The sequence below is a fragment of the Rathayibacter sp. AY1D2 genome, from assembly GCF_002932695.1.
Lineage (GTDB): Bacteria > Actinomycetota > Actinomycetes > Actinomycetales > Microbacteriaceae > Rathayibacter.
The window spans coordinates 38,178-55,909 of sequence record NZ_PSVX01000018.1 but is presented as its reverse complement, the minus strand read 5'-3'; the positions used below and the strand labels follow the sequence as shown (position 1 = coordinate 55,909).

Genomic DNA, 17,732 nt, shown 5'->3' with positions numbered 1-17,732 from the left:
GGCTGAGCCCGAGCCCCTCCGCGGGCCGGCTCGCGAGGGGGCCGGCCCGCGGAGGGGCTCGGGCTCAGCCGCGGACGGGCTCGGGCTCCGCGGCGACCGGCGCGGCCGACTCCCGGCGCTCGACCCAGGCGGGAGCGTCCCGGCCGAGCAGGAGGTAGGCGATGCCGGCCGAGACTCCGCCCGCGAGCCACGAGACGTCGACGCCGCCGAGGGCGGTCGCGGCCGGACCCTGCAGGGCGGGCACCGAGCCGTTCATGAACAGCCAGGTCAGGGTCGCGCCGATCGCGAAGGAGAGCAGCGCCCGCCAGCGGACGTCCGGCAGCAGCGGCGAGCCGACCGGGGCGAACAGGTGCCCGAAGGAGCGGACGCGCGGCTCGAACACGGTGTAGTGCACCAGCACGATCGCACCCCAGGGGGCGACCCAGCCGACGAGGCCGACCAGCCACGCGTCGAGCGTGGTGGCGAGGTCGTCCTGGAACACGAAGAACACCGCGGCCGCGAAGGCCAGCACGCCGACGATGAGGCTGAGCGCGCGGCGCCCGAGCCTGATGTCGAGGGCCTGGGTCGCCATGCCGAACGAGTAGATGTTCAGGACGTTGGTCGCGATCGGACCGTGCACCACCAGGAGCAGCACGGGGATCGCGAGGGCGCCGAAGTTCTCGACGATCAGCTCCCCGGGATCCACGGAGCCGTTCTTCGTCGCGAGGGTCGCGCCGAGGACGCCGAGCCAGACCACCGGGATGAACTGGCCGAGGACGCTGGCGAGGTAGAGCCCCCGCTTCGAGGAGCGGGGTCCGACGAAGCGGGAGTAGTCGCCGGCGTAGGCGAGCCAGGTGAGGCCCCAGCCGATGCCGATGGCGGTCATCACGATGGACATGGCCGCGATGCGGTCGCCTCCGGTGAGCGCGCCCTCCGCGGGGCCGGCGTAGGACCAGTCGATGTCGAGGAAGAACCAGGCGACGACCGACATGATCGCCAGCACCAGGAGGGTCGGCGGCACGGTCCAGCGCTCGAAGGCGGCGATCGCGCGGTAGCCGAGGAAGGAGATCGCGACCTGCACCGCCATGATCACCGCCGCCACCGCGATCTTCCAGCCGACGTTCGCCTGCTCCGGGTCGACGACGCCGACGGAGCCGAGGAGCGCGATGACCAGGTCGAGGACGATCCAGGTGTTGATGGCGCACCAGCCGATCACGACCACGGCCTGGATCGCGGCCGGGACGTAGTTGCCGCGCCGGCCGAAGATCGCCCGTCCCACGAGCATCCCGGTCGCCCCGGTCCGCTGCCCGAGGAGGACGAAGAAGCCGAACACCGCCATCCCGACGACGTTGCCGAGCACGAGGACGGTGACGGTGTCCGCCAGGCCGAGGCCCATGTTCACGCCGAGGGCGCCGAGCACCCAGTTGATGGGGGCGATGTTGGCGCCGGCCCAGATCCAGAACTGCCCGTCGAGCCGGGCGGTGCGCCGGGAGTCGGGCAGGGGACTCAGCGCGTCCTCGGCGTCGGCGGTGCCGTGCAGGGTGTCGGTGCTCATGGCGGATCCTCTCGGGGAGGGAGATGAAGGGGAGGGCGGGGCGCCCGGTGAGGCTCCACTCTCGTGCGGACCCGTTTCGGGCGGCGCGTCCGCGTGTAAATTCGCCGTGACGCGAGAGGACGTTCTGTATGGCCTACCTGCTGTCGGACGCGATGCGGGATCCGCGCCTCGCCGCCATGCTCCCGGTGGTGGCCGCCGGGCACGCGGCCGCCGAGCGCGCCGTGATCCGCTGGGCCCACACGAGCGAGCAGCTCGACATCGCGCCCCTCCTCCTCGGAGGCGAGCTGCTCCTGATGGAGGGCGCGCTCCTCTCGACCGACCAGGACCCGGCGGAGTGCCGCGAGTACGTGCGGTCTCTGGTGGATGCGGGAGTCGGCGCCCTCGCTCTCGAGCTCTCGCCGCGCCTGCCCGCGGTGCCGCCGCCGATCGTCGCGGCGGCCGACGAGCTCGGCCTCCCCGTGCTCGCCCTGCCCCGGCGCGTCCCCTTCGTGCAGGTCTGCGAGAGCATCAACACCCACCTCACCGAGCAGAAGTTCCGGAGCATCCGACTGGCGGACAGAGTGTCCGGTCTGCTGGCCGACGCGGCCTCCGGGGACGCCGGCGTCGACGAGCTCCTGCAGGTCGTCGCCTCCGCGACGGGCGCCTCCGCCTCGCTCGTCTCGCTCACGGGCGACGAGATCGCCCGCGCCTCGCCCGGGCCGGGCGTCGACACGGAGCCGACGGCCGGGACGTTCTCGAACGTGCTGCACGCGGGCGACTCCCTCCTGGGCACCCTGCATCTGCGGGCCCACGCCGACGCCGACCTCCACGCCGTCGCCGTCGCGCTCGACCGGGCGCCGGACGTCCTCGCGATCGCCGTGCTCCGGCACCGCCCGCCGTCGGTCACCGAGCGGCTGACCGCCCAGCTCTTCGCGATCGCGTCTGTCGAGCGCGCGGACCCGGCGGCCGACCTCCAGATCGACGCCTTCCTCGGCCGCCTCGGCGCCGGCTCCCGGGAGCGCTACCTCGGCGTCCGGGCCGACACCGGTCACGACGACCGGCGGCTCCGCGCTCTGCTCCGCCTCCTGACGGGCGCGGGAGCGGATCCCGGCCCGGTGCTCTGCGTGGTCGGCTCCGAGCTGCTGGCGCTGCTGCCGTTCGCCACCGCCGCCGCGATGGAGGAGGGCCGCGCGGAGCTGCTGCGCCTCGGCGCCGCCCTCGACTCGGACGCTCTGCTCTGCGTCGGCAGCGGGCTCGGCGGGCAGGAGCGGGTGCCGCGGGAGCTGGCGGAGGTGCGCGGCGCGCGCGAGTGGGCGCCCGCGGGCGGAGTCGTCGACTCGCGCCAGTACCGCCTGGAGCGGTTCGCGAGCTCCCTGCTGGACGATCCGGAGGCGGACGATCTCGTCGAGGAGGTGCTCGGGCCTCTGCGCGCCCAGCGTGGCGAGCTGCTCGCCACCCTCGAGGCCTTCGCGTCGCTGTGGGGGAGCAAGACGGCGACGGCGGCCGCGCTCGGCATCGGTCGGCAGACCCTCTACGACCGGCTCGCGCGGATCGAGGAGCTGATCGGCCCGCTCGACTCGTCGCCGGCCCGCGCCCGGGTCGTCATGACCGCCGTCTTCCTGCACCGGGCGCGCGCGGCGCTCCCGGCGGGCTCGCCGCCGGTCGGGCGGACGTTCCCGCCTCCCGCCGAACGCTGACGCGGCCGAACGGGATCGACCGGCTCAGGCGGGCAGCAGCTCCGCGACGAGCGCCTGCACGCGGGCCCTGATGTCGTCGCGGATCGAGCGGACCTCCTCGAGCGGTCGGCCCTTCGGGTCCGCGAGGTCCCAGTCCTCGTAGCGCTTGCCGGGGAAGACGGGGCAGACGTCGCCGCAGCCCATCGTGATCACGACGTCGGAGGCCTGGACCTGCTCGGTGGTCATCAGCTGCGGGACGGCCTGCGAGATGTCGATGCCCTCCTCCGCCATCGCCTCGATCGCGATCGGGTTGATGCTGTCGCCGGGCTCGGAGCCGCCGGAGCGGACCTCGACGGCGCCGCCGGAGAGGGCGCGGAGGTAGCCGGCGGCCATCTGCGAGCGGCCGGCGTTGTGGATGCAGACGAAGAGGACGGTGGGGGCGGCCATCGGGGCTCCTGGTGTCGAGGGGCGGTGCTCGGAGGAGCACGGGGCGAGGGTAGCGCGCCCGGGCGAACGGCTCGCGCGCCTGCGGAGCCGGAGGAGACTCCGACGGCCAGGTCGGGAATATACCCCCCGGGGGTATGTTGCACTCCCCTGGACCGAACCGGAGGAGACACCATGACCGACCACGCCCGCCACCACCCGACCACCTGGCGCGCCGCCGCCCTCGCGACCCTGCACTGCCTGACCGGCTGCGCGATCGGCGAGGTCCTCGGCATGGTGATCGGCTCCGCCCTGGGGCTGCCCGCCCTGGCGACGGTCGCCCTCTCGATCGTCTTCGCCTTCGTGTTCGGCTACGCGCTCACGCTGCGGGGAGTGCTCCGCTCCGGAGTGACGTGGCGCGCCGCCGTCGGCATCGCGCTGGCGGCCGACACCGTCTCGATCGCCGTGATGGAGATCGTCGACAACACCGTGGTGCTCGCGATCCCCGGAGCGATGGACGCGGGCCTCTCGTCCGGCCTCTTCTGGGGCTCGCTCGCCGGCGCCCTGGCCCTGGCCTTCGTCGTCACGACCCCGGTGAACCGCCTGCTCATCTCCCGCGGCCGCGGCCACGCGGTCATCCACGGCCTGCACGGCTGAGCCGCGCGTGTCCCGACAGGGCGCCTGCGACGGCCGATCGACCAGCAGGAGGCGCGTGCTGATCGACCAGCACGCTCCTGCTGATCGGGCAGCGGGCGCCGCGAGATCCCGCCGGGCGTCAGCCCTGCAGGCGGCGGTAGTGGCGGTTGCGGACCGAGAGGATCGCGCCTCCGATCACCGCCGCGAGGAACGAGCCGGCCAGGACGCCGACCTTCACGTGGTCGTCGGACTCGCTGCCCACGCCGAACGAGAGCTCGCCGACGAGCAGCGACACCGTGAATCCGATGCCGGCCACGAACGCCATGCCGATCACGTCCACCCAGCGCAGCGACGGATCCAGGCCGATGCCGCGGAACCGGGTCAGGAGGAAGGTGCTCCCGGCGATGCCGAGCGGCTTGCCGAGCACGAGGCCCGCGATGATGCCCACGGCGATCGAGTCCTGGAACGAGTCGACCAGGCCCGCGACTCCGCCGACCGTCACTCCGGCCGAGAAGAACGCGAAGACCGGCACCGCGACCGCGGTCGAGAGGACGCTCCAGCGGTCGGCGAAGTGCGCGGCGAGGCCGTCGTAGACCGGGCGCCCCTCCGCATCCGACCCCACCTGCACCCGGGCGCGCTTCGTCGCGACGACCGGCACGGTGAAGCCGAGCAGCACGCCCGCGACCGTGGCGTGGATGCCCGAGGCGTGCACGAGCGCCCACGTCGCCACCCCGAGCGGGATCAGCACCCACCAGGCGCGCACGCCGCGCTGCACGCAGACCGCGAAGACCGCCAGCGGCACCAGCGCGAGCAGGAGCATCAGCACGTCGATGCCGGCGGTGTAGAAGACGGCGATGATCGTGATCGCGATGAGGTCGTCCACCACGGCGAGCGTGAGGAGGAACGTCCGCAGCGCCGGCGGGAGGAACCGGCCGACCACGGCGATCACCGCGACGGCGAAGGCGATGTCGGTGGCGGCGGGGATCGCCCAGCCGTCCAGCGCGGCTCCTCCGCGGGGCAGGTTCACCGCGGTGAAGATCAGGGCGGGGACGGCCACGCCGCCGACGGCCGCGACGATCGGCACGAGCGCCGTCTTGGGGTCGCGGAGCTTGCCGGCGACGAACTCCTCCTTGAGCTCGAGCCCGACGACGAAGAAGAAGATCGCGAGCAGGCCGTCGGCCGCCCACGACCCGACGCTCAGCTCGAGGTGCAGGGCCTCGGGGCCGAAGCGGAAGTCGCGGACCGCGCTGTAGAGCGCGGACGCGGGGCTGTTGGCGACGATCAGGGCGAGGAGGGTCGCGGTGAGCAGGAACGCTCCGCCGACCGTGTCCTTCTGGAGTGTCTGGCGGAGTCCCCGCCAGATCGAGTGGGGGGCCTGATCGGCGGGCAGGGGCTCGTGCGGCATGAGGGGTTCCGTCCGGAGGGGTGAGTGGGCGCGGGAATGCGGCCGCGGGCTCCGGAGGAGGGGCGGTCGCGGGTCAGCCGCGCGGCGGCGGGCAGCCGGCGATCTCGCCGTGCGCGTTCGTCCCCCACGAGCTGAGCCATCCGTTCGTGCCCGAGGCGCGCTTGGTCAGCAGCTGCCGGGTCGGGTACGCCGCGGCGGCGCGCGCGCGGGCGCGGCTCAGCGGAGGGAGGGTCAGGGGCACCGCACCAGGGTACCGGTGGCACCCGCGAGGGGGCCGGGTGTGCACGAGCGCTCGGAGGAGGAGCCGTCTCTCCCGCTGCCGAGCCTCCCCGCCCCGTCCGCTCAGGGGACCTCGTGCCCCGGGCCCGGCTGCCCGCCGAGCAGCGGGCGCAGCGCGGTCGCGACGGCGTCGGCGCGCTCCTCGCCGCCGAACCACGCGTTGCCGGCCCGCACGAGCGGGTAGGCGGCCGCGAGGAGGTCGCGCCCCGCCGGGGTCAGGGCGATCCGGGAGTGACGGCCGCGGCCGCGCTCGGCGCCCCGGTCGAGCAGGCCCCGCTCCGCCAGCCCGGCGACCAGGGCCGTCATGCTCTGCGGGCGGACGCCGACGGCGCGGGCGAGGTCGGCCTGCGTCAGCCCGTCGGCCGCCGAGAGCTGCGCCAGCACGCCGAACTCGACCGGGCTGAGCCCGACCGGCGCGAGCGCGTCGCCGACCCGCCTCGCCAGGTCGCGGGCGGCGCGGATGACCGTCCAGGCGGCGATCGCGTCGACGTCGTCGCGGGTCAGGGAGAACTCCGAGGACATGGACCGAGCGTAGCGGCGTAGTCTTCGAGTATCAGTTAGTTGATACCTAGGAGGAATCATGAGCGACGTGATCGCGATCACCGGAGTCACCGGCGACGTCGGCGGCAAGACCTTCGAGCGGCTCGTGGCGGCCGGCGCGCCCGTCCGCGCGATCGTCCGCCGGCCCGAGCAGGCGGCGGCCCTCGCGGCCCGCGGCCTCGACGCGCGGATCGCCGACCTCGGCGACGGGGCCGCACTGACCGCCGCCCTCCGGGGCGCCGACCAGCTCTTCCTGGTCACCGCCGCCACCCCGCGCCAGGCCGAGCACGGCGCCACCGCCGTCCGCGCCGCCCAGGAGGCGGGCGTCCGCGCGCTCGTGCAGCTCTCCGGCGGCGATGCGGCCGAGCACTCGCCGCTCCCCTGGGGCCGCGCGATCTGGCGGACCGACGAGCGGGTGCGCGCCTCCGGGCTGCCCGCGACGATCCTCCACGCCTCGGGCTTCCTGACGAACCTCGAGCCCTCGGCGCCCGCGATCTCGCGCGGTCTGCTCCCGCAGACGATGGGGCGCGGCGTCATCCCGTGGATCGACACCGCCGACATCGCCCGGGTCGCCGCGCGCGTCCTCGAGGCGGGAGGGCACGCCGGCGCGGAGCCCGTCCTCACCGGACCGGCCCTGCTCGACGGACCCGGCGCCGCCCGCGAGCTGACCGCGGGCCTGGGGCGGCGCGTCCGCTACCTGCACCTGCCCAGCCGCGTGTTCGCTGGGCTCCTGCGCCTCGCCGGCATGTCCGCGTGGCAGGCGGAGGGGCTCCGCCGGCAGTTCGGCGTCGTCGCCCGCCGCGGCCTGGACGGCGTCGACGTGCTCACCGACGAGGTCGAGCGGATCACGGGGACGCCGGCCCGCTCGACGGCCGACTGGGCGCGGTCCCGCCGCTCCGTGCTCCTCGGGCGGGAGTAGCCGCGACCCCTGCACGCTCCACTCGGCACCGGTACCCCTACCCGCGGATCCGCCGCAGGCGCATCGTGGAGCCATGAAGCAGATCCAGTACGCCGGCGCGACCTTCCAGGTGGGGGACGCGGTCGCCGACGCACTCGTCTCCTACGCCTCCGGGCTCGCCGCCCACGGCCGCACCGACAGTGTCGAGCTCCCCGTGCTCGGCGGCGACGGCCACGCGACGGTCGTGACGCTGCTGCTCAACTCCGCGACGAGCCTCTTCGTCTCCGGCGCCGCAGGCCTCCTGCCCGGGCTCGACGAGAAGGCGGTCGCCGCCGACCTCCGCCAGCGGACGCAGTGGCTGGACGCGGTCCCGGCGGTCACCGCCGTGGAGCCGAGCGCTCCGGAGGACCTGATCTGGCTCGAGTTCCCGGAGGTCGCGGCCCTGATGGACCCCGAGACCGGCGCCCACTCCCCCGCGACGCTCCACCTCGTCGAGCACTCGCCGCGGCGCGACTCCCTCGTCTTCACCGTCGTCTACGTCAGCACCCTCGACCGCGACCTGGGCTCGGGGGAGATCCGCCGGCTGCTCGAGACGAGCCGCCGCAACAACGTCGAGCACGGCGTCTCGGGGATGCTCGTCTTCCGCGGCCGCCGCGTGATGCAGCTGCTCGAGGGCGAGGAGTCCGACGTGCGCTCGCTCTACGCGCGGATCCTCGCCGACCCGCGGCACGAGGGAGTGGTCACCGTCTGGACCAGCGTGCACGAGCAGCGCCGCTTCCCGGACTGGTCGATGGGCTTCGACGAGCTCGACCTGCCCGTCGAGCGGCCCGCCTCCTGGCCCGAGCCGGACCTCCCCGAGCAGTCGATCGACGCCGTGGCGGACGACTACCTCCGCCGCCGGTCGGAGGCGCTGCGGAGCGCGCTGGTGAGCAGCGACCCCCTCGTCGCGAGCCTCGCCGTCATCCTGCACGGGCACCGCCCCGAGCGCGTCCTCGAGGGCGGCGCCGGAGTGCGGCTGCGCTGCGCCGAGTGCCGCGCCTTCGACGCCCACGACGGGTACGACTCCTACCCCTGCGCGACCGCGAGGACCGCGATCCAGGCGCTCGAGGCGGCCTGACGCGAGCCGGGCGGCCGTGCGGGATCACCGTCCCGGGGCACTCCGAGCGCACCCCCCTTCCGCGGGTCTGCGCAAGCCCGTCCGCTCGCCCCGGCGCGCCTCTAGGGTGAGGCCATGACCGATCCCGGCGCGGCCCGCCACGACGTCCTCATCATCGGCGGCGGCAACGCCGGACTCTCGACCGCGGGGCGGCTGCGGCGCTACGGAGTGGACGACGTCGCGGTGATCGAGCCCCGGTCGACTCACGTCTACCAGCCGATGCTCTCCCACGTCGCGGGCGGCACAGCACCCGCCTCCGCGGCGACCCGGCCCCAGGGCTCGGTGACGCCGAAGGGGGTCGTCTGGATCCAGGACCGCGTCGAGACGATCGACCCGGTCGCGCACACGGTCACCCTTCTCTCCGGCCGCACCGTCGGCTACGGGCAGCTCGTCGTCTGCCCCGGGATCCAGAAGGACTGGGCCGCGGTCCCCGGGCTCCAGGAGGCGATGGACTCGCCGTTCGGAGTGTCGAACTACGAGTACGAGTACGCCCGCAAGGCGTCGCAGGTGCTCCGCGAGGTCCGCTCCGGCACCGTCGTCTTCACGCAGCCCGGCGGCCCCGGCACCTGCTCCGGCGCCTCGCAGAAGCCGATGTACCTCGCCTGCGACTACTGGCGCGCGACCGGCGTCCTCGACCGCATCCGCGTCGTGCTCGTCGTGCCGACCCCCACTCTGTTCGGGATGCCGCTGATCGACTCCGAGCTCGAGCGGAAGGTGGCGGAGTACGGGATCGAGGTCCGCTACGGCCGCGAGCTGGTCGAGGTCGACGCGGCCGAGCGGCGGGTCGTCCTCGCCGTCGACGAGCGCGCGACCGCCCTCCCCGGCCCCGACCGCGCGCGGCGCTCGACCGACGGCCCGCGCGAGACGCTGTCGTACGACGTGCTGCACGCCGTGCCCCCGCAGTCGGCCCCCGACTGGCTGGCCGGCACCGGACTGGCCGCCGAGGGCGACGAGGGCGGCTTCGTCGAGGTCGACCCGCTGACCCTGCGGCACCCGCGGTTCCCCGACGTATGGGCGCTCGGCGACGCGGCGGCCACGGTCAACTCGAAGTCCGGAGGAGCGCTGCGCCAGCAGACCACCACGCTCGCGAAGAACCTCGTCGCCGCGCAGAAGGGCCGCCCGCTCCCCCGCGTGTACAACGGCTACTCCGTCTGCCCCTTCGTGGTCTCGCGGTCGAGCGTGGTGTTCGCCGAGTTCGACGACCGCTACCGCCCGAAGCCGACCGTCCCCTTCTGGACGGGCCTGGCGAAGGAGCGGCGCCTCACCTACCTCGCCGACCGCCGCGTCCTGCCGTGGGTGTACTGGAATCTGATCCTGCAGGGACGGGCCTGAGCGTCCTCTTCCGGACATGTCCGGAAGAGGCGCTTGCCGCTGCCGGAGGCGCTCCCGAGACTGAGGGGTCGGCACCACCGTCCGACGCGCCCCCTCGTCTCCTGGAGGACCCGATGCGGCCCAGCCCGACTCCCGACCGCTCCGGCACCGCGCGATGACGACCGCGCAGGACTGGGGGCCCTCGACCGACGCGGACTCCGCCGGCGGTCCGCCCGCGTCGCGGAGGCGGCGCGTGCGCGCCTGGATGCGCGGCGGCTCCTTCGGGCCGACCGGCCTCACCCGGCGCGGCTGCCTCCTGGTGCTGGCGTCGGTGCTCGTGGTGGCGGTGCCGGTCGTCGCGCTGACGCTCGCGCATGTCGATCCGCACGCGTCGCTCAAGGTCTGGATCCTGGCGATCACGCTGATCGCGCTGGTCGGAGCGCTGCTCCGGGTCGTCGCCGACGCCGGTCCGGATCCGCAGGCCGACCTCGACCGCGCGGGCAAGGCGGTCGGAGCAGTGGCCGCGGCCTACACGGCGCTGGCCGTGATCATCGACTGGGGGATGCTGCACCTCTGAGGCGCGGTCAGCGGGCCTCGTCGCGCGGGTCGTCCGTGCCGTCGGGAGCGCTGCCGATCACGTCCGGTGTGCCGCCGGTGCCGCCCTGCGCGCTCCCGGTCCCACCCTGCGCCGCTCGCTCGTCCTCGCGCCGGCTGAGCCAGCCCGGGCCCTCGCGCCGCAGCCGCTCCGCCTCCGGACTCGGGACGGGCGGCGCCGCCGGCCGCCGCAGGAGCCGCACCTGCCGGATCGCGCCGAGCACCACTCCGGCGCCGAACAGCGGCAGGCCGAGCAGGAGCACCAGCCACAGCGGCGCGTGCCGGCGTCCGCCGCCGACGACCGCGCCGAGATCCCAGCCCGCGTCCGCCGCCAGCCAGAGCATCCCCGCCACGAAGACGGCGCTCACCAGCGAGAGCGCCCAGGGCTGCGCGAGGAGGAGCGCCTGCGTGCGCTCCGTGCGGAAACCCTTCGCCATGCGCCGATCCTAGGCGGGCGTCAGCCGGCGAGGATCCGGTCGACCAGCCCCTGCGCGTCGCCCTCCGCGGGAACGATCTGCACGGTGTCGCCCTCGATCGGCTGCATCACGGAGAGCGCCGACTCGACCCGGTCGCCCACGCGGAGGAGGAGCCGGGCGTCGGCCCCCTCGTCGATGGCCGCCTGCGAGCCGCGGCGCAGGAGGGCGGCGCCCGCCTCGTCGAACCGGACGTCGACGACTCCCGTGCTCGGATCGGCCTCGACCGCGGCGACGCCCGCGCGGGTGAAGTCCTCGGGATCGACGAGGACGTCCTGCCCGCCGACCGGGACGCACTGCGGATCGGAGCCGGGCTCGCAGAGCGCCGAGACGGCGACCCCGAGGCCGCCGACGGGCTCCGGAGTGGCGGACGGGGACGCCGCGGGCGACGACCCGGCGGAGCAGCCGGTCAGGGCGAGCAGGAGGAGCGCGGCGGCTCCGGGGGCGGTGCGGCGGATCACGGGATCTCCTCGGGTCGCGTCGGAGCGCGCCACGATACCGAGGCTCCGGCGCTGCGGCCACTCGGCGGCACGGCTCGGGCGGAGCGGCTGCGGGCGGAGCGGCCGGTCCGCGGCACGGCGGGGCAGGCGGCGGCGACCCGCCCCTCAGAGGCGGACGACCAGCTTCACCGCCGACACACCCTCGTGCAGCCGGTCGAGGGCCGGCTGCAGCGCGGCGAGCCCCTCACCCACCACCTCGGGCGCCGGGGCGCAGACGTGACGGCCCTCGGCGAGCGCCGCCGGCAGGTGGTCGCGCCACAGCATCGGCCCCACCTCGTTCGTCATCAGCGAGCCGCCCCAGACGAAGCGGGCGCGGATGCCGCGGCGACGGGCCGCGATCTGCAGCGCCGCGGTGCCGCCGACCAGGCAAAGCATCGTCCGCGCGAAGGCGGCGCTGACACCGCGCCGGCGCGGGAGCGAGCCGAACGAGACGGAGGGGCTGGCCAGGGCGACCCGTCGCGCTCCGGTGCCCGCGGCCACCGCCACCGACGGAGCACCGGAGCCCGTCCCGATCGCGAGCACCCCCGCGACCTCATGGCCCGCGAGCGCCGCCACCAGGTCGGCGACGACGGTGGGGCTGCGGTAGTCGAGCACGATCTCGGCGCCCAGCTCGCGCATCCGCTCGTGGTTGCGGGGGGACGCGGTCGTCGCCACGCGGTGCCCGGAGGCGACGGCGAGCTGGATCGCGTTGCTCCCCACGCTCGTCGTCCCGCCCCAGACCACGACCGTCCTGCCCGTCGGCCGGACCGGGACGCTCGGGTGCAGCAGGGCGAGGTGGTCCCGCTGGAACAGCGCCGTCGCCGCCGTCGAGACCGCGAGCGGCAGCACCGCCGCCTCCTCGAAGCCCAGCCGGTCGGGGATCGGCGCCGCCAGGTCCTCGCGCACGACCGTGTACTCCTGGAAGGCGCCCTCGTCGCGGTTCCGCCGCCCGCGCTCCATCCCGACCGCGTACGCGACGACCCGGTCGCCGACGGCGAAGCGCGTCACTCCAGGGCCGACCGCCTCGACCACTCCCGCCACGTCCTCCCCGAGCACCGCCGGGTACGGCACCCACCGGAACATCAGATCGCCCGTCCACTGCTTCATCTCGTCGACCGGGTTCACGGCCAGGGCGCGGTTGCGCAGCAGGACCTCCCCCGGACCGGGGACGGGCATCGGAGCGGGGCGGACGACGAGGTCGGCCCGCGGGGCGGTCAGCAGGGCGGCGGCGTTCTCGGGCACGGGCGGCTCCAGTCGGAAGTGATGGCAGGACGTGTCGTCACCCTACTCCTGATGACACGTCGTGTCGTCAGCTATCCTGGGCGGATGTCACGCTGGGCTCCCGACGCCGCCCTCCGCCTCGAGCAGGCGGCGATGGAGCTCTTCGCCGAGCACGGCTACGCGGGCACCACCGTCCCCGCGATCGCGGAGCGCGCCGGGCTCACCACCCGCACCTTCTTCCGCCACTTCGCCGACAAGCGCGACGTCCTCTTCCTCCGCGAGCGCGAGTTCCCCGAGATCGTCAGCCGCCTGCTCGCCGGCGCCCCCGCCGGCCTCGCGCCGATGGACCTCGTGATGCACGGCCTCGAGGCAGCCGCCTCGGGCGACCTCCAGACCTGGCGCGCTCCGATCGCCGCCCGCCGCGCCGTCGTGCGCTCCGAGCCGCAGCTGCGCGAGCGCGAGCTCCTGAAGTCGGCCGCCCTCGCCGAGAGCATGCGCGCCGCTCTCGTCGACGCCGGAGTCGCGCCGGGGGACGCGGCCCTCGCCGCCCTCGCGGCCTCCGCCCTCTTCGACCTCGCCCTGGAGCGCTGGCTCGCCGCGCCAGAGGGGTCCCTCCTGGTCGACGTCCTCCGCGCCGAGCGCACACGCCTCGGCGCGCTGCTCGCGCGCTGACCCGCACGACGCTGTCGAGGCGTCGCGAACGGTCGTCCTCCGCGGCGGGAGGCGGCCGTTCGTGACGCTTCGGACCGACGAGCGGGGGACGATCCGCTCAGAGCGCCCAGGGGAAGGCGGGGGCGTTCGAGCGGGCGCCCTGCGCGGCCTTCGAGCGGCCGGGCTCGCCGAGCTCGGCGAGCAGCGCCTCCGACTCGCCGACGAGGACCGCGAGCGCGCCGGGCGTGAACCAGTCGGGGCGCAGGGCGAACAGGAGGTCCTCGGTCGCCGTGTTGCCGCTGGCGCCCGGTGCGAAGGGGCAGCCGCCGAGGCCGCCGAGCGCGCCGTCGACCACCGCGGCCCCGGCCTGCACGGCGGCGATCGCGTTCGCGACGCCCGAGCCCCAGGTGTCGTGGCCGTGGAACACGATCTCGCGGGGCGGGGTCTCCGCGGCCACGCGCGAGACGAGCGACGCCACCTGGCCGGCGTGCGCCTGACCGAGCGTGTCGCAGACGACCACGTCGGCCGCTCCCGCCGCTCGCGGGTCACGCGCGATCGCGAGCACGCGCTCCGGGTCGACCGGGCCCTCGAACGGGCAGGTGAACGAGGTGGCGATGCACAGCTGGATCCGCCCGCCGACGCTCTCGGCGAGCGCGACCGCCTCCGGCATCGCGGCCAGGCTCGCCTCGGTCGGCCTGCCGACGTTGGCGAGGTTGTGCGAGTCGGACGCCGAGAAGCAGTACTGGAAGCGGCGCGCCCCCGCGGCGGCCGCACGCTCGACGTGGCGCGGAGTCGCGACCCACACCCAGCACCGCTCCAGCTCCTCGGGAGTGAGCGCGGCGATCACGTCGAGGGTGTCGGCCATCGGAGGGACGAGGTCGCCGCGCGCGAGCGAGCCGATCTCGAGCTCGGGCACTCCCGCGGCGAGCAGCGTGCGCGCGAGGTCGACCTTGCGCTCGGTCGTCAGGAGCTTGCCGGTGAGCTGCAGGCCGTCGCGGAGGGTGACGTCTCGAAGGCGCGCGGAGGCGAGCGCGGTCACCGGCCGGCCTCCTCGGCAGCGGCGGCCGAGGGAGCGGCAGGAGCCCCGCCGGCGGAGGGAGCAGCGGGACCGTTGCGCCGGAGCATCCCCAGCACCTCCTCGGTGTCCTGGCCCAGGTCGGGCGCGAGCGAGCGGATGGGGAGGGAGCGGCCGCCGAGCACCGGCACGATCCCCGGGAAGCCCACGCCGCGCAGAGTGCCGCCGGCGTCCTCGACGTCGAAGGCCTGGATCATGTCGCGCGCCGCGTACTGCTCGCTCGCGCTGATGTCGGCGGCCGTGTAGATCGGGCCGGAGGGGACGCCCTCGTCGTCGAGGACCGCGAGCGCCTCGGCGGCGGTGCGGCCCGCCGTCCACGCGCCGATCACCGCGTCCAGCTCGTCGCGCCGGGCCCAGCGCTGCTCGTTCGAGGCGAGCGCCGGGTCCTCGCCCAGGTCGGCGCGGCCGATCACCGCCATCAGCCGCTGGAAGATCGCGTCCGCGTTCCCCGCGATCACGATGCTCGCCCCGTCGGCGCAGGTGTAGGCGTTGGTCGGGGCGATGCCCTCCATCCGCCCGCCTACGCGCTCCCGGACGATGCCGTGCGCCTGGAAGTCGGGGATCAGCGACTCCGTCATCGAGAACATCGCCTCGTGCAGCGCCACGTCGACGACCCGCTCCGCCAGCGGTGCCGGATCCAGCCCCGCGGAGCGGCGGGTCTCGCGCTGGAACAGCGCCATCATCACTCCGTAGCCCGCGTACAGCCCGGCGATCGAGTCGCCGATCGAGACGCCGACGCGCACGGGCGGCCGGTCCGGGTCGCCGACCAGCTCGCGGAACCCGCCCATCGCCTCCGCGACCGCCGCGAACCCGGGCCGGGCCGACAGCGGGCCGGTCTGCCCGAACGCGGAGATGCGGCCGATCACGATGCCGGGCCGGGCCTCGTCGAGCACGTCCGGCCCGATCCCCCAGCGCTCGAGCGTGCCGGGCCGGAAGTTCTCGAGCACCACGTCGCACTCGGCGACCAGGCGGCGGACGGCGTCGCGCCCCTCGTCCGTGCGCAGGTCGAGCGCGATCGAGCGCTTGTTGCGGTTGATCGTGTGGAAGAGGAGCGAGGTCTCGGACCCCTCGTGCAGCCGCCAGCGGCGCAGCTCGTCCCCCGTGCCGGGCCGCTCCACCTTGATCACCTCGGCACCGAAGTCGGCGAGCAGCCGGCCAGCCGTGGGCGCCGCGATGAAGTTGCCGAGCTCGAGGACGCGGACGCCCGCGAGCGGGAGGGGTGCGGTCATGGCACGGCCTTTCGCTCCCGTCGAGGCTAGCGCGGAGGACGGCGCCACCCCCTGCCCTCACGCGGACGCCCGACCTACACTTGCCGGACATCATGCGCAGACACACCCTCACTCCGCGACCGGACTGGCGAGCCCGCTGCGACGAGATCGGCTTCAGCTTCTACGACCTCCCCTCCGAGGGCGGCCGCCCCTACTGGAACGAGTCCGCGGCCTACTCCTTCGAGCCCGCCGAGATCGACCTGCTCGAGCGCACGACCTCGGAGCTGTTCGACCTCTGCATGGAGGCGTGCGAGCTCGTGGTGCGGAAGGGCCGCTTCGCCGAGTTCGGCATCCCGCCCCGCTTCCACGAGCTGGTGCGCACCTCGTGGGACGAGGACGACCCCACGGTCTACGGCCGCTTCGATCTCGCCTACGACGGCGCGGGCGCGGTGAAGCTGCTCGAGTTCAACGCCGACACCCCGACCTCGCTGGTCGAGACCGCCGCGGCCCAGTGGCAGTGGCTCGTCGAGACGAAGGGTCCCGACGCCGACCAGTTCAACAGCCTGCACGAGCAGCTCGTCGAGCAGTGGCGCCACCTCCGCCTCGAGCGCTGGAGCCTCGACGAGGGCGCCCGGCTGCACCTCGCGTCGCTGCACGACTCCGGAGACGGCGAGCTGATCGTCGAGGACGCCGACACCGTCGCCTACATGGCCGAGACCGCGGCGCAGGCCGGCTTCGACCCCAAGCTGATCTTCGTCGAGGACATCCGCTACGAGCTCGACGGCGCCGGCTTCCTCGACGGCGACGGCGAGCCGATCCGCCACGTCTTCAAGCTGTACCCGTGGGAGTGGATGCTCGGCGAGCAGTTCGGCGGCCTCCTCCTCGACCGGCGCGAGCGCACCCGCTGGGTCGAGCCGGCGTGGAAGCTCCTGCTCAGCAACAAGCAGCTGCTGGTGGTGCTGTGGGAGATGTTCCGCGGCCACCCGAACCTGCTGCCCGCCTCCGTGCATCCGCTGCCCGGCACCGCCCAGGTGCGCAAGCCGCGCCTGGGCCGGGAGGGCGCCAACGTGACGGTCCTCGACGCCGACGGCTCGGTCGTCGCCGAGAACGGCGGGAGCTACGGCGCCGAGGGCTTCATCCACCAGGAGCGCGCCGAGCTGGCCCGGGTCGACGGGAAGACCGTCGTCATCGGCAGCTGGATCGTCGGCGAGACCCCGGCCGGCATCGACGTGCGCGAGACGAGCGGCCTGATCACCGGCGACCTGGCGGAGTTCGTCCCCCACTACATCGAGGGCGGACGGAGCGACGGGGCCGCGACGGACGCGGACGCCGCGTCGGCCGCCTCCCGCCCCGGGCACGGCGCCACCCCCGCCTACGGCGCTCCCGCGCCCGGCACCCCCGCGCCCGAGTACGGCGCCCCCGAGCACGACCGGCCGCAGGACACCCGCGCGGCCCGCCCGCAGGACGAGGAGACCCGATGACGGACGACGACCGCACCCCCGGCGATTCCGGGACGCCGAACTCCGGGAACGACTGGGGCAGCCGCGAGCCCGCGGCGGGCTCCGGCACGCCGAGCGGAGGCTCGAGCGGCGGCACCGGCCGCGGCGACGGCCCCACCCGCACCGCTCCCCACCGCTCCCGGAGCGTCGGCATCAGCGGCATCGCGAAGAACCGCCGCGGCCTGCTCATCGGCGGCGCGGTCGCGGTCGGCGCGGTCGGCCTCGCTGTGGCCCTCGCGAACGGCGGCCCCTCGACCGACGGCGTCGTCGCCACGGGAGCCGACGGCCAGGACTACGTCATCCCCGAGAACGCCGAGCGCCCCGTCTACGCGAGCCGTGAGGACTGCCTCGCCGACGTGCGGGAGCAGATCGCCCAGCTCCAGGCGCAGGGCGAGGAGGTCGGCGACGACCCCGAGCAGCTGTGCGAGGCCACCGACGAGTACCGCGGGCACTACGCCGGCGGCTTCTGGCTCGGCCCGCTGATCTTCGCGTCCTCGCGCTGGAACTCGACGCGGGCGACCAGCTGGGCGCCCGTCGCGTCCGGTGGCTTCGCGGCCCGCGGAGCGACCCAGCCCGACGTCGTGCAGCGCGCGCCGGCGGGCTCGACCGTCGGCTCGAAGGCGACCCTCTCGGGCGGCTTCGGCTCCTCCGGCAAGTCCGGCTTCGGCTCCACCGTCGGCGGCTGACCGCGGCGT

The 17,732-nt window shown here is 74.9% G+C and carries 19 protein-coding genes; 9 read left to right on the top strand and 10 right to left on the bottom strand.

Features of this window, described 5'->3' with window-relative positions; all coding sequences use genetic code 11:
• Positions 1 to 64 precede the first annotated feature (64 nt).
• Entirely contained in the window at positions 65 to 1,534 is a 1,470-nt protein-coding gene (locus C5D04_RS06690; RefSeq protein ID WP_104234359.1) for a cytosine permease, read from the bottom strand.
• Positions 1,535 to 1,662: 128 nt separating this feature from the next.
• Between C5D04_RS06690 and C5D04_RS06685 the strand changes: the two genes are divergently transcribed.
• Positions 1,663 to 3,210 carry a PucR family transcriptional regulator gene (locus C5D04_RS06685; protein WP_104347449.1) on the top strand — a complete coding sequence of 516 codons (1,548 nt, stop codon included), beginning with the start codon at positions 1,663 to 1,665 and terminating at the stop codon, positions 3,208 to 3,210.
• A gap of 24 nt (positions 3,211 to 3,234) precedes the next feature.
• Here C5D04_RS06685 and C5D04_RS06680 read toward each other — a convergent pair whose 3' ends face one another.
• The gene (locus C5D04_RS06680) at positions 3,235 to 3,636 is read right to left on the bottom strand and encodes an arsenate reductase ArsC (RefSeq protein WP_104222419.1); all 402 of its coding nucleotides are present in this window, start codon (positions 3,634 to 3,636) and stop codon (positions 3,235 to 3,237) included.
• 171 nt (positions 3,637 to 3,807) lie between these two features.
• On the opposite strand from C5D04_RS06680, the gene C5D04_RS06675 reads away from it, so the two are divergent.
• Entirely contained in the window at positions 3,808 to 4,269 is a 462-nt protein-coding gene (locus C5D04_RS06675; RefSeq protein ID WP_104347448.1) for a DUF4396 domain-containing protein, read from the top strand.
• Positions 4,270 to 4,387: 118 nt separating this feature from the next.
• Here C5D04_RS06675 and nhaA read toward each other — a convergent pair whose 3' ends face one another.
• The 3 genes from nhaA to C5D04_RS06665 form a co-directional block, all read right to left on the bottom strand.
• Positions 4,388 to 5,653, bottom strand: a complete 1,266-nt coding sequence (gene nhaA / locus C5D04_RS06670) for a Na+/H+ antiporter NhaA (protein ID WP_104347447.1) — start codon at positions 5,651 to 5,653, stop codon at positions 4,388 to 4,390.
• 73 nt (positions 5,654 to 5,726) lie between these two features.
• Complete coding sequence (locus tag C5D04_RS18155) at positions 5,727 to 5,894, bottom strand: hypothetical protein (RefSeq protein ID WP_181027217.1); 168 nt, start codon at positions 5,892 to 5,894, stop codon at positions 5,727 to 5,729.
• A 101-nt stretch (positions 5,895 to 5,995) separates the two neighbouring features.
• Positions 5,996 to 6,454: a MarR family winged helix-turn-helix transcriptional regulator gene (locus C5D04_RS06665; protein WP_160035578.1), complete on the bottom strand. Its 459-nt coding sequence runs from the start codon at positions 6,452 to 6,454 to the stop codon at positions 5,996 to 5,998.
• 58 nt (positions 6,455 to 6,512) lie between these two features.
• Here C5D04_RS06665 and C5D04_RS06660 point away from each other — a divergent pair, with 58 nt between their 5' ends.
• The 4 genes from C5D04_RS06660 to C5D04_RS06645 all read left to right on the top strand — a co-directional run bounded on the left by C5D04_RS06660 (position 6,513) and on the right by C5D04_RS06645 (position 10,414).
• Positions 6,513 to 7,391 (top strand): NAD(P)H-binding protein, encoded by an 879-nt coding sequence (locus C5D04_RS06660; RefSeq protein WP_104295785.1) that lies wholly within the window; start codon positions 6,513 to 6,515, stop codon positions 7,389 to 7,391.
• A gap of 73 nt (positions 7,392 to 7,464) precedes the next feature.
• Positions 7,465 to 8,487 (top strand): BLUF domain-containing protein, encoded by a 1,023-nt coding sequence (locus tag C5D04_RS06655; protein ID WP_104257740.1) that lies wholly within the window; start codon positions 7,465 to 7,467, stop codon positions 8,485 to 8,487.
• Positions 8,488 to 8,601: 114 nt separating this feature from the next.
• On the top strand, positions 8,602 to 9,858 hold the full coding sequence (locus tag C5D04_RS06650) for an NAD(P)/FAD-dependent oxidoreductase (RefSeq protein WP_104347446.1): 1,257 nt from the start codon (positions 8,602 to 8,604) through the stop codon (positions 9,856 to 9,858).
• A gap of 154 nt (positions 9,859 to 10,012) precedes the next feature.
• On the top strand, positions 10,013 to 10,414 hold the full coding sequence (locus C5D04_RS06645) for a hypothetical protein (RefSeq protein WP_104347445.1): 402 nt from the start codon (positions 10,013 to 10,015) through the stop codon (positions 10,412 to 10,414).
• Positions 10,415 to 10,421: 7 nt separating this feature from the next.
• Here the strand turns inward: C5D04_RS06645 and C5D04_RS06640 are convergent, their stop codons facing one another.
• The 3 genes from C5D04_RS06640 to C5D04_RS06630 form a co-directional block, all read right to left on the bottom strand.
• The gene (locus C5D04_RS06640) at positions 10,422 to 10,868 is read right to left on the bottom strand and encodes a hypothetical protein (protein WP_104347444.1); all 447 of its coding nucleotides are present in this window, start codon (positions 10,866 to 10,868) and stop codon (positions 10,422 to 10,424) included.
• Between the two features lie 20 nt (positions 10,869 to 10,888).
• Complete coding sequence (locus tag C5D04_RS06635) at positions 10,889 to 11,365, bottom strand: hypothetical protein (protein ID WP_104234350.1); 477 nt, start codon at positions 11,363 to 11,365, stop codon at positions 10,889 to 10,891.
• A gap of 144 nt (positions 11,366 to 11,509) precedes the next feature.
• Entirely contained in the window at positions 11,510 to 12,625 is a 1,116-nt protein-coding gene (locus C5D04_RS06630) for a zinc-binding alcohol dehydrogenase family protein (RefSeq protein WP_104347443.1), read from the bottom strand.
• An 84-nt stretch (positions 12,626 to 12,709) separates the two neighbouring features.
• On the opposite strand from C5D04_RS06630, the gene C5D04_RS06625 reads away from it, so the two are divergent.
• Positions 12,710 to 13,276: a TetR/AcrR family transcriptional regulator gene (locus C5D04_RS06625; RefSeq protein WP_181137680.1), complete on the top strand. Its 567-nt coding sequence runs from the start codon at positions 12,710 to 12,712 to the stop codon at positions 13,274 to 13,276.
• A 97-nt stretch (positions 13,277 to 13,373) separates the two neighbouring features.
• On the opposite strand, the gene C5D04_RS06620 is transcribed toward C5D04_RS06625, so the two are convergent.
• Positions 13,374 to 14,294 (bottom strand): hydroxymethylglutaryl-CoA lyase, encoded by a 921-nt coding sequence (locus C5D04_RS06620; protein ID WP_104288155.1) that lies wholly within the window; start codon positions 14,292 to 14,294, stop codon positions 13,374 to 13,376.
• Positions 14,291 to 15,559 carry a CaiB/BaiF CoA-transferase family protein gene (locus C5D04_RS06615; RefSeq protein WP_104347441.1) on the bottom strand — a complete coding sequence of 423 codons (1,269 nt, stop codon included), beginning with the start codon at positions 15,557 to 15,559 and terminating at the stop codon, positions 14,291 to 14,293. Before C5D04_RS06615 ends, C5D04_RS06620 begins: the two co-directional genes overlap by 4 nt.
• 92 nt (positions 15,560 to 15,651) lie before the next feature.
• Here C5D04_RS06615 and C5D04_RS06610 point away from each other — a divergent pair, with 92 nt between their 5' ends.
• A complete protein-coding gene (locus C5D04_RS06610) occupies positions 15,652 to 17,019 on the top strand; it encodes a glutathionylspermidine synthase family protein (RefSeq protein WP_146082835.1) in 1,368 nt (455 codons plus the stop codon).
• A complete protein-coding gene (locus C5D04_RS06605) occupies positions 17,016 to 17,723 on the top strand; it encodes a hypothetical protein (RefSeq protein ID WP_104273952.1) in 708 nt (235 codons plus the stop codon). Before C5D04_RS06610 ends, C5D04_RS06605 begins: the two co-directional genes overlap by 4 nt.
• The last annotated feature ends 9 nt before the right edge of the window (positions 17,724 to 17,732 follow it).

Bases quoted from the DNA above. Each gene is read 5' to 3' on its own strand.
- C5D04_RS06690 (WP_104234359.1), bottom strand. From the start codon at position 1,534: ATGAGCACCGACACCCTGCACGGCACCGCCGACGCCGAGGACGCGCTG.
- C5D04_RS06685 (WP_104347449.1), top strand. From the start codon at position 1,663: ATGGCCTACCTGCTGTCGGACGCGATGCGGGATCCGCGCCTCGCCGCC.
- C5D04_RS06680 (WP_104222419.1), bottom strand. From the start codon at position 3,636: ATGGCCGCCCCCACCGTCCTCTTCGTCTGCATCCACAACGCCGGCCGC.
- C5D04_RS06675 (WP_104347448.1), top strand. From the start codon at position 3,808: ATGACCGACCACGCCCGCCACCACCCGACCACCTGGCGCGCCGCCGCC.
- nhaA (WP_104347447.1), bottom strand. From the start codon at position 5,653: ATGCCGCACGAGCCCCTGCCCGCCGATCAGGCCCCCCACTCGATCTGG.
- C5D04_RS06665 (WP_160035578.1), bottom strand. From the start codon at position 6,454: ATGTCCTCGGAGTTCTCCCTGACCCGCGACGACGTCGACGCGATCGCC.
- C5D04_RS06660 (WP_104295785.1), top strand. From the start codon at position 6,513: ATGAGCGACGTGATCGCGATCACCGGAGTCACCGGCGACGTCGGCGGC.
- C5D04_RS06655 (WP_104257740.1), top strand. From the start codon at position 7,465: ATGAAGCAGATCCAGTACGCCGGCGCGACCTTCCAGGTGGGGGACGCG.
- C5D04_RS06650 (WP_104347446.1), top strand. From the start codon at position 8,602: ATGACCGATCCCGGCGCGGCCCGCCACGACGTCCTCATCATCGGCGGC.
- C5D04_RS06645 (WP_104347445.1), top strand. From the start codon at position 10,013: ATGACGACCGCGCAGGACTGGGGGCCCTCGACCGACGCGGACTCCGCC.
- C5D04_RS06640 (WP_104347444.1), bottom strand. From the start codon at position 10,868: ATGGCGAAGGGTTTCCGCACGGAGCGCACGCAGGCGCTCCTCCTCGCG.
- C5D04_RS06625 (WP_181137680.1), top strand. From the start codon at position 12,710: ATGTCACGCTGGGCTCCCGACGCCGCCCTCCGCCTCGAGCAGGCGGCG.
- C5D04_RS06615 (WP_104347441.1), bottom strand. From the start codon at position 15,559: ATGACCGCACCCCTCCCGCTCGCGGGCGTCCGCGTCCTCGAGCTCGGC.
- C5D04_RS06610 (WP_146082835.1), top strand. From the start codon at position 15,652: ATGCGCAGACACACCCTCACTCCGCGACCGGACTGGCGAGCCCGCTGC.
- C5D04_RS06605 (WP_104273952.1), top strand. From the start codon at position 17,016: ATGACGGACGACGACCGCACCCCCGGCGATTCCGGGACGCCGAACTCC.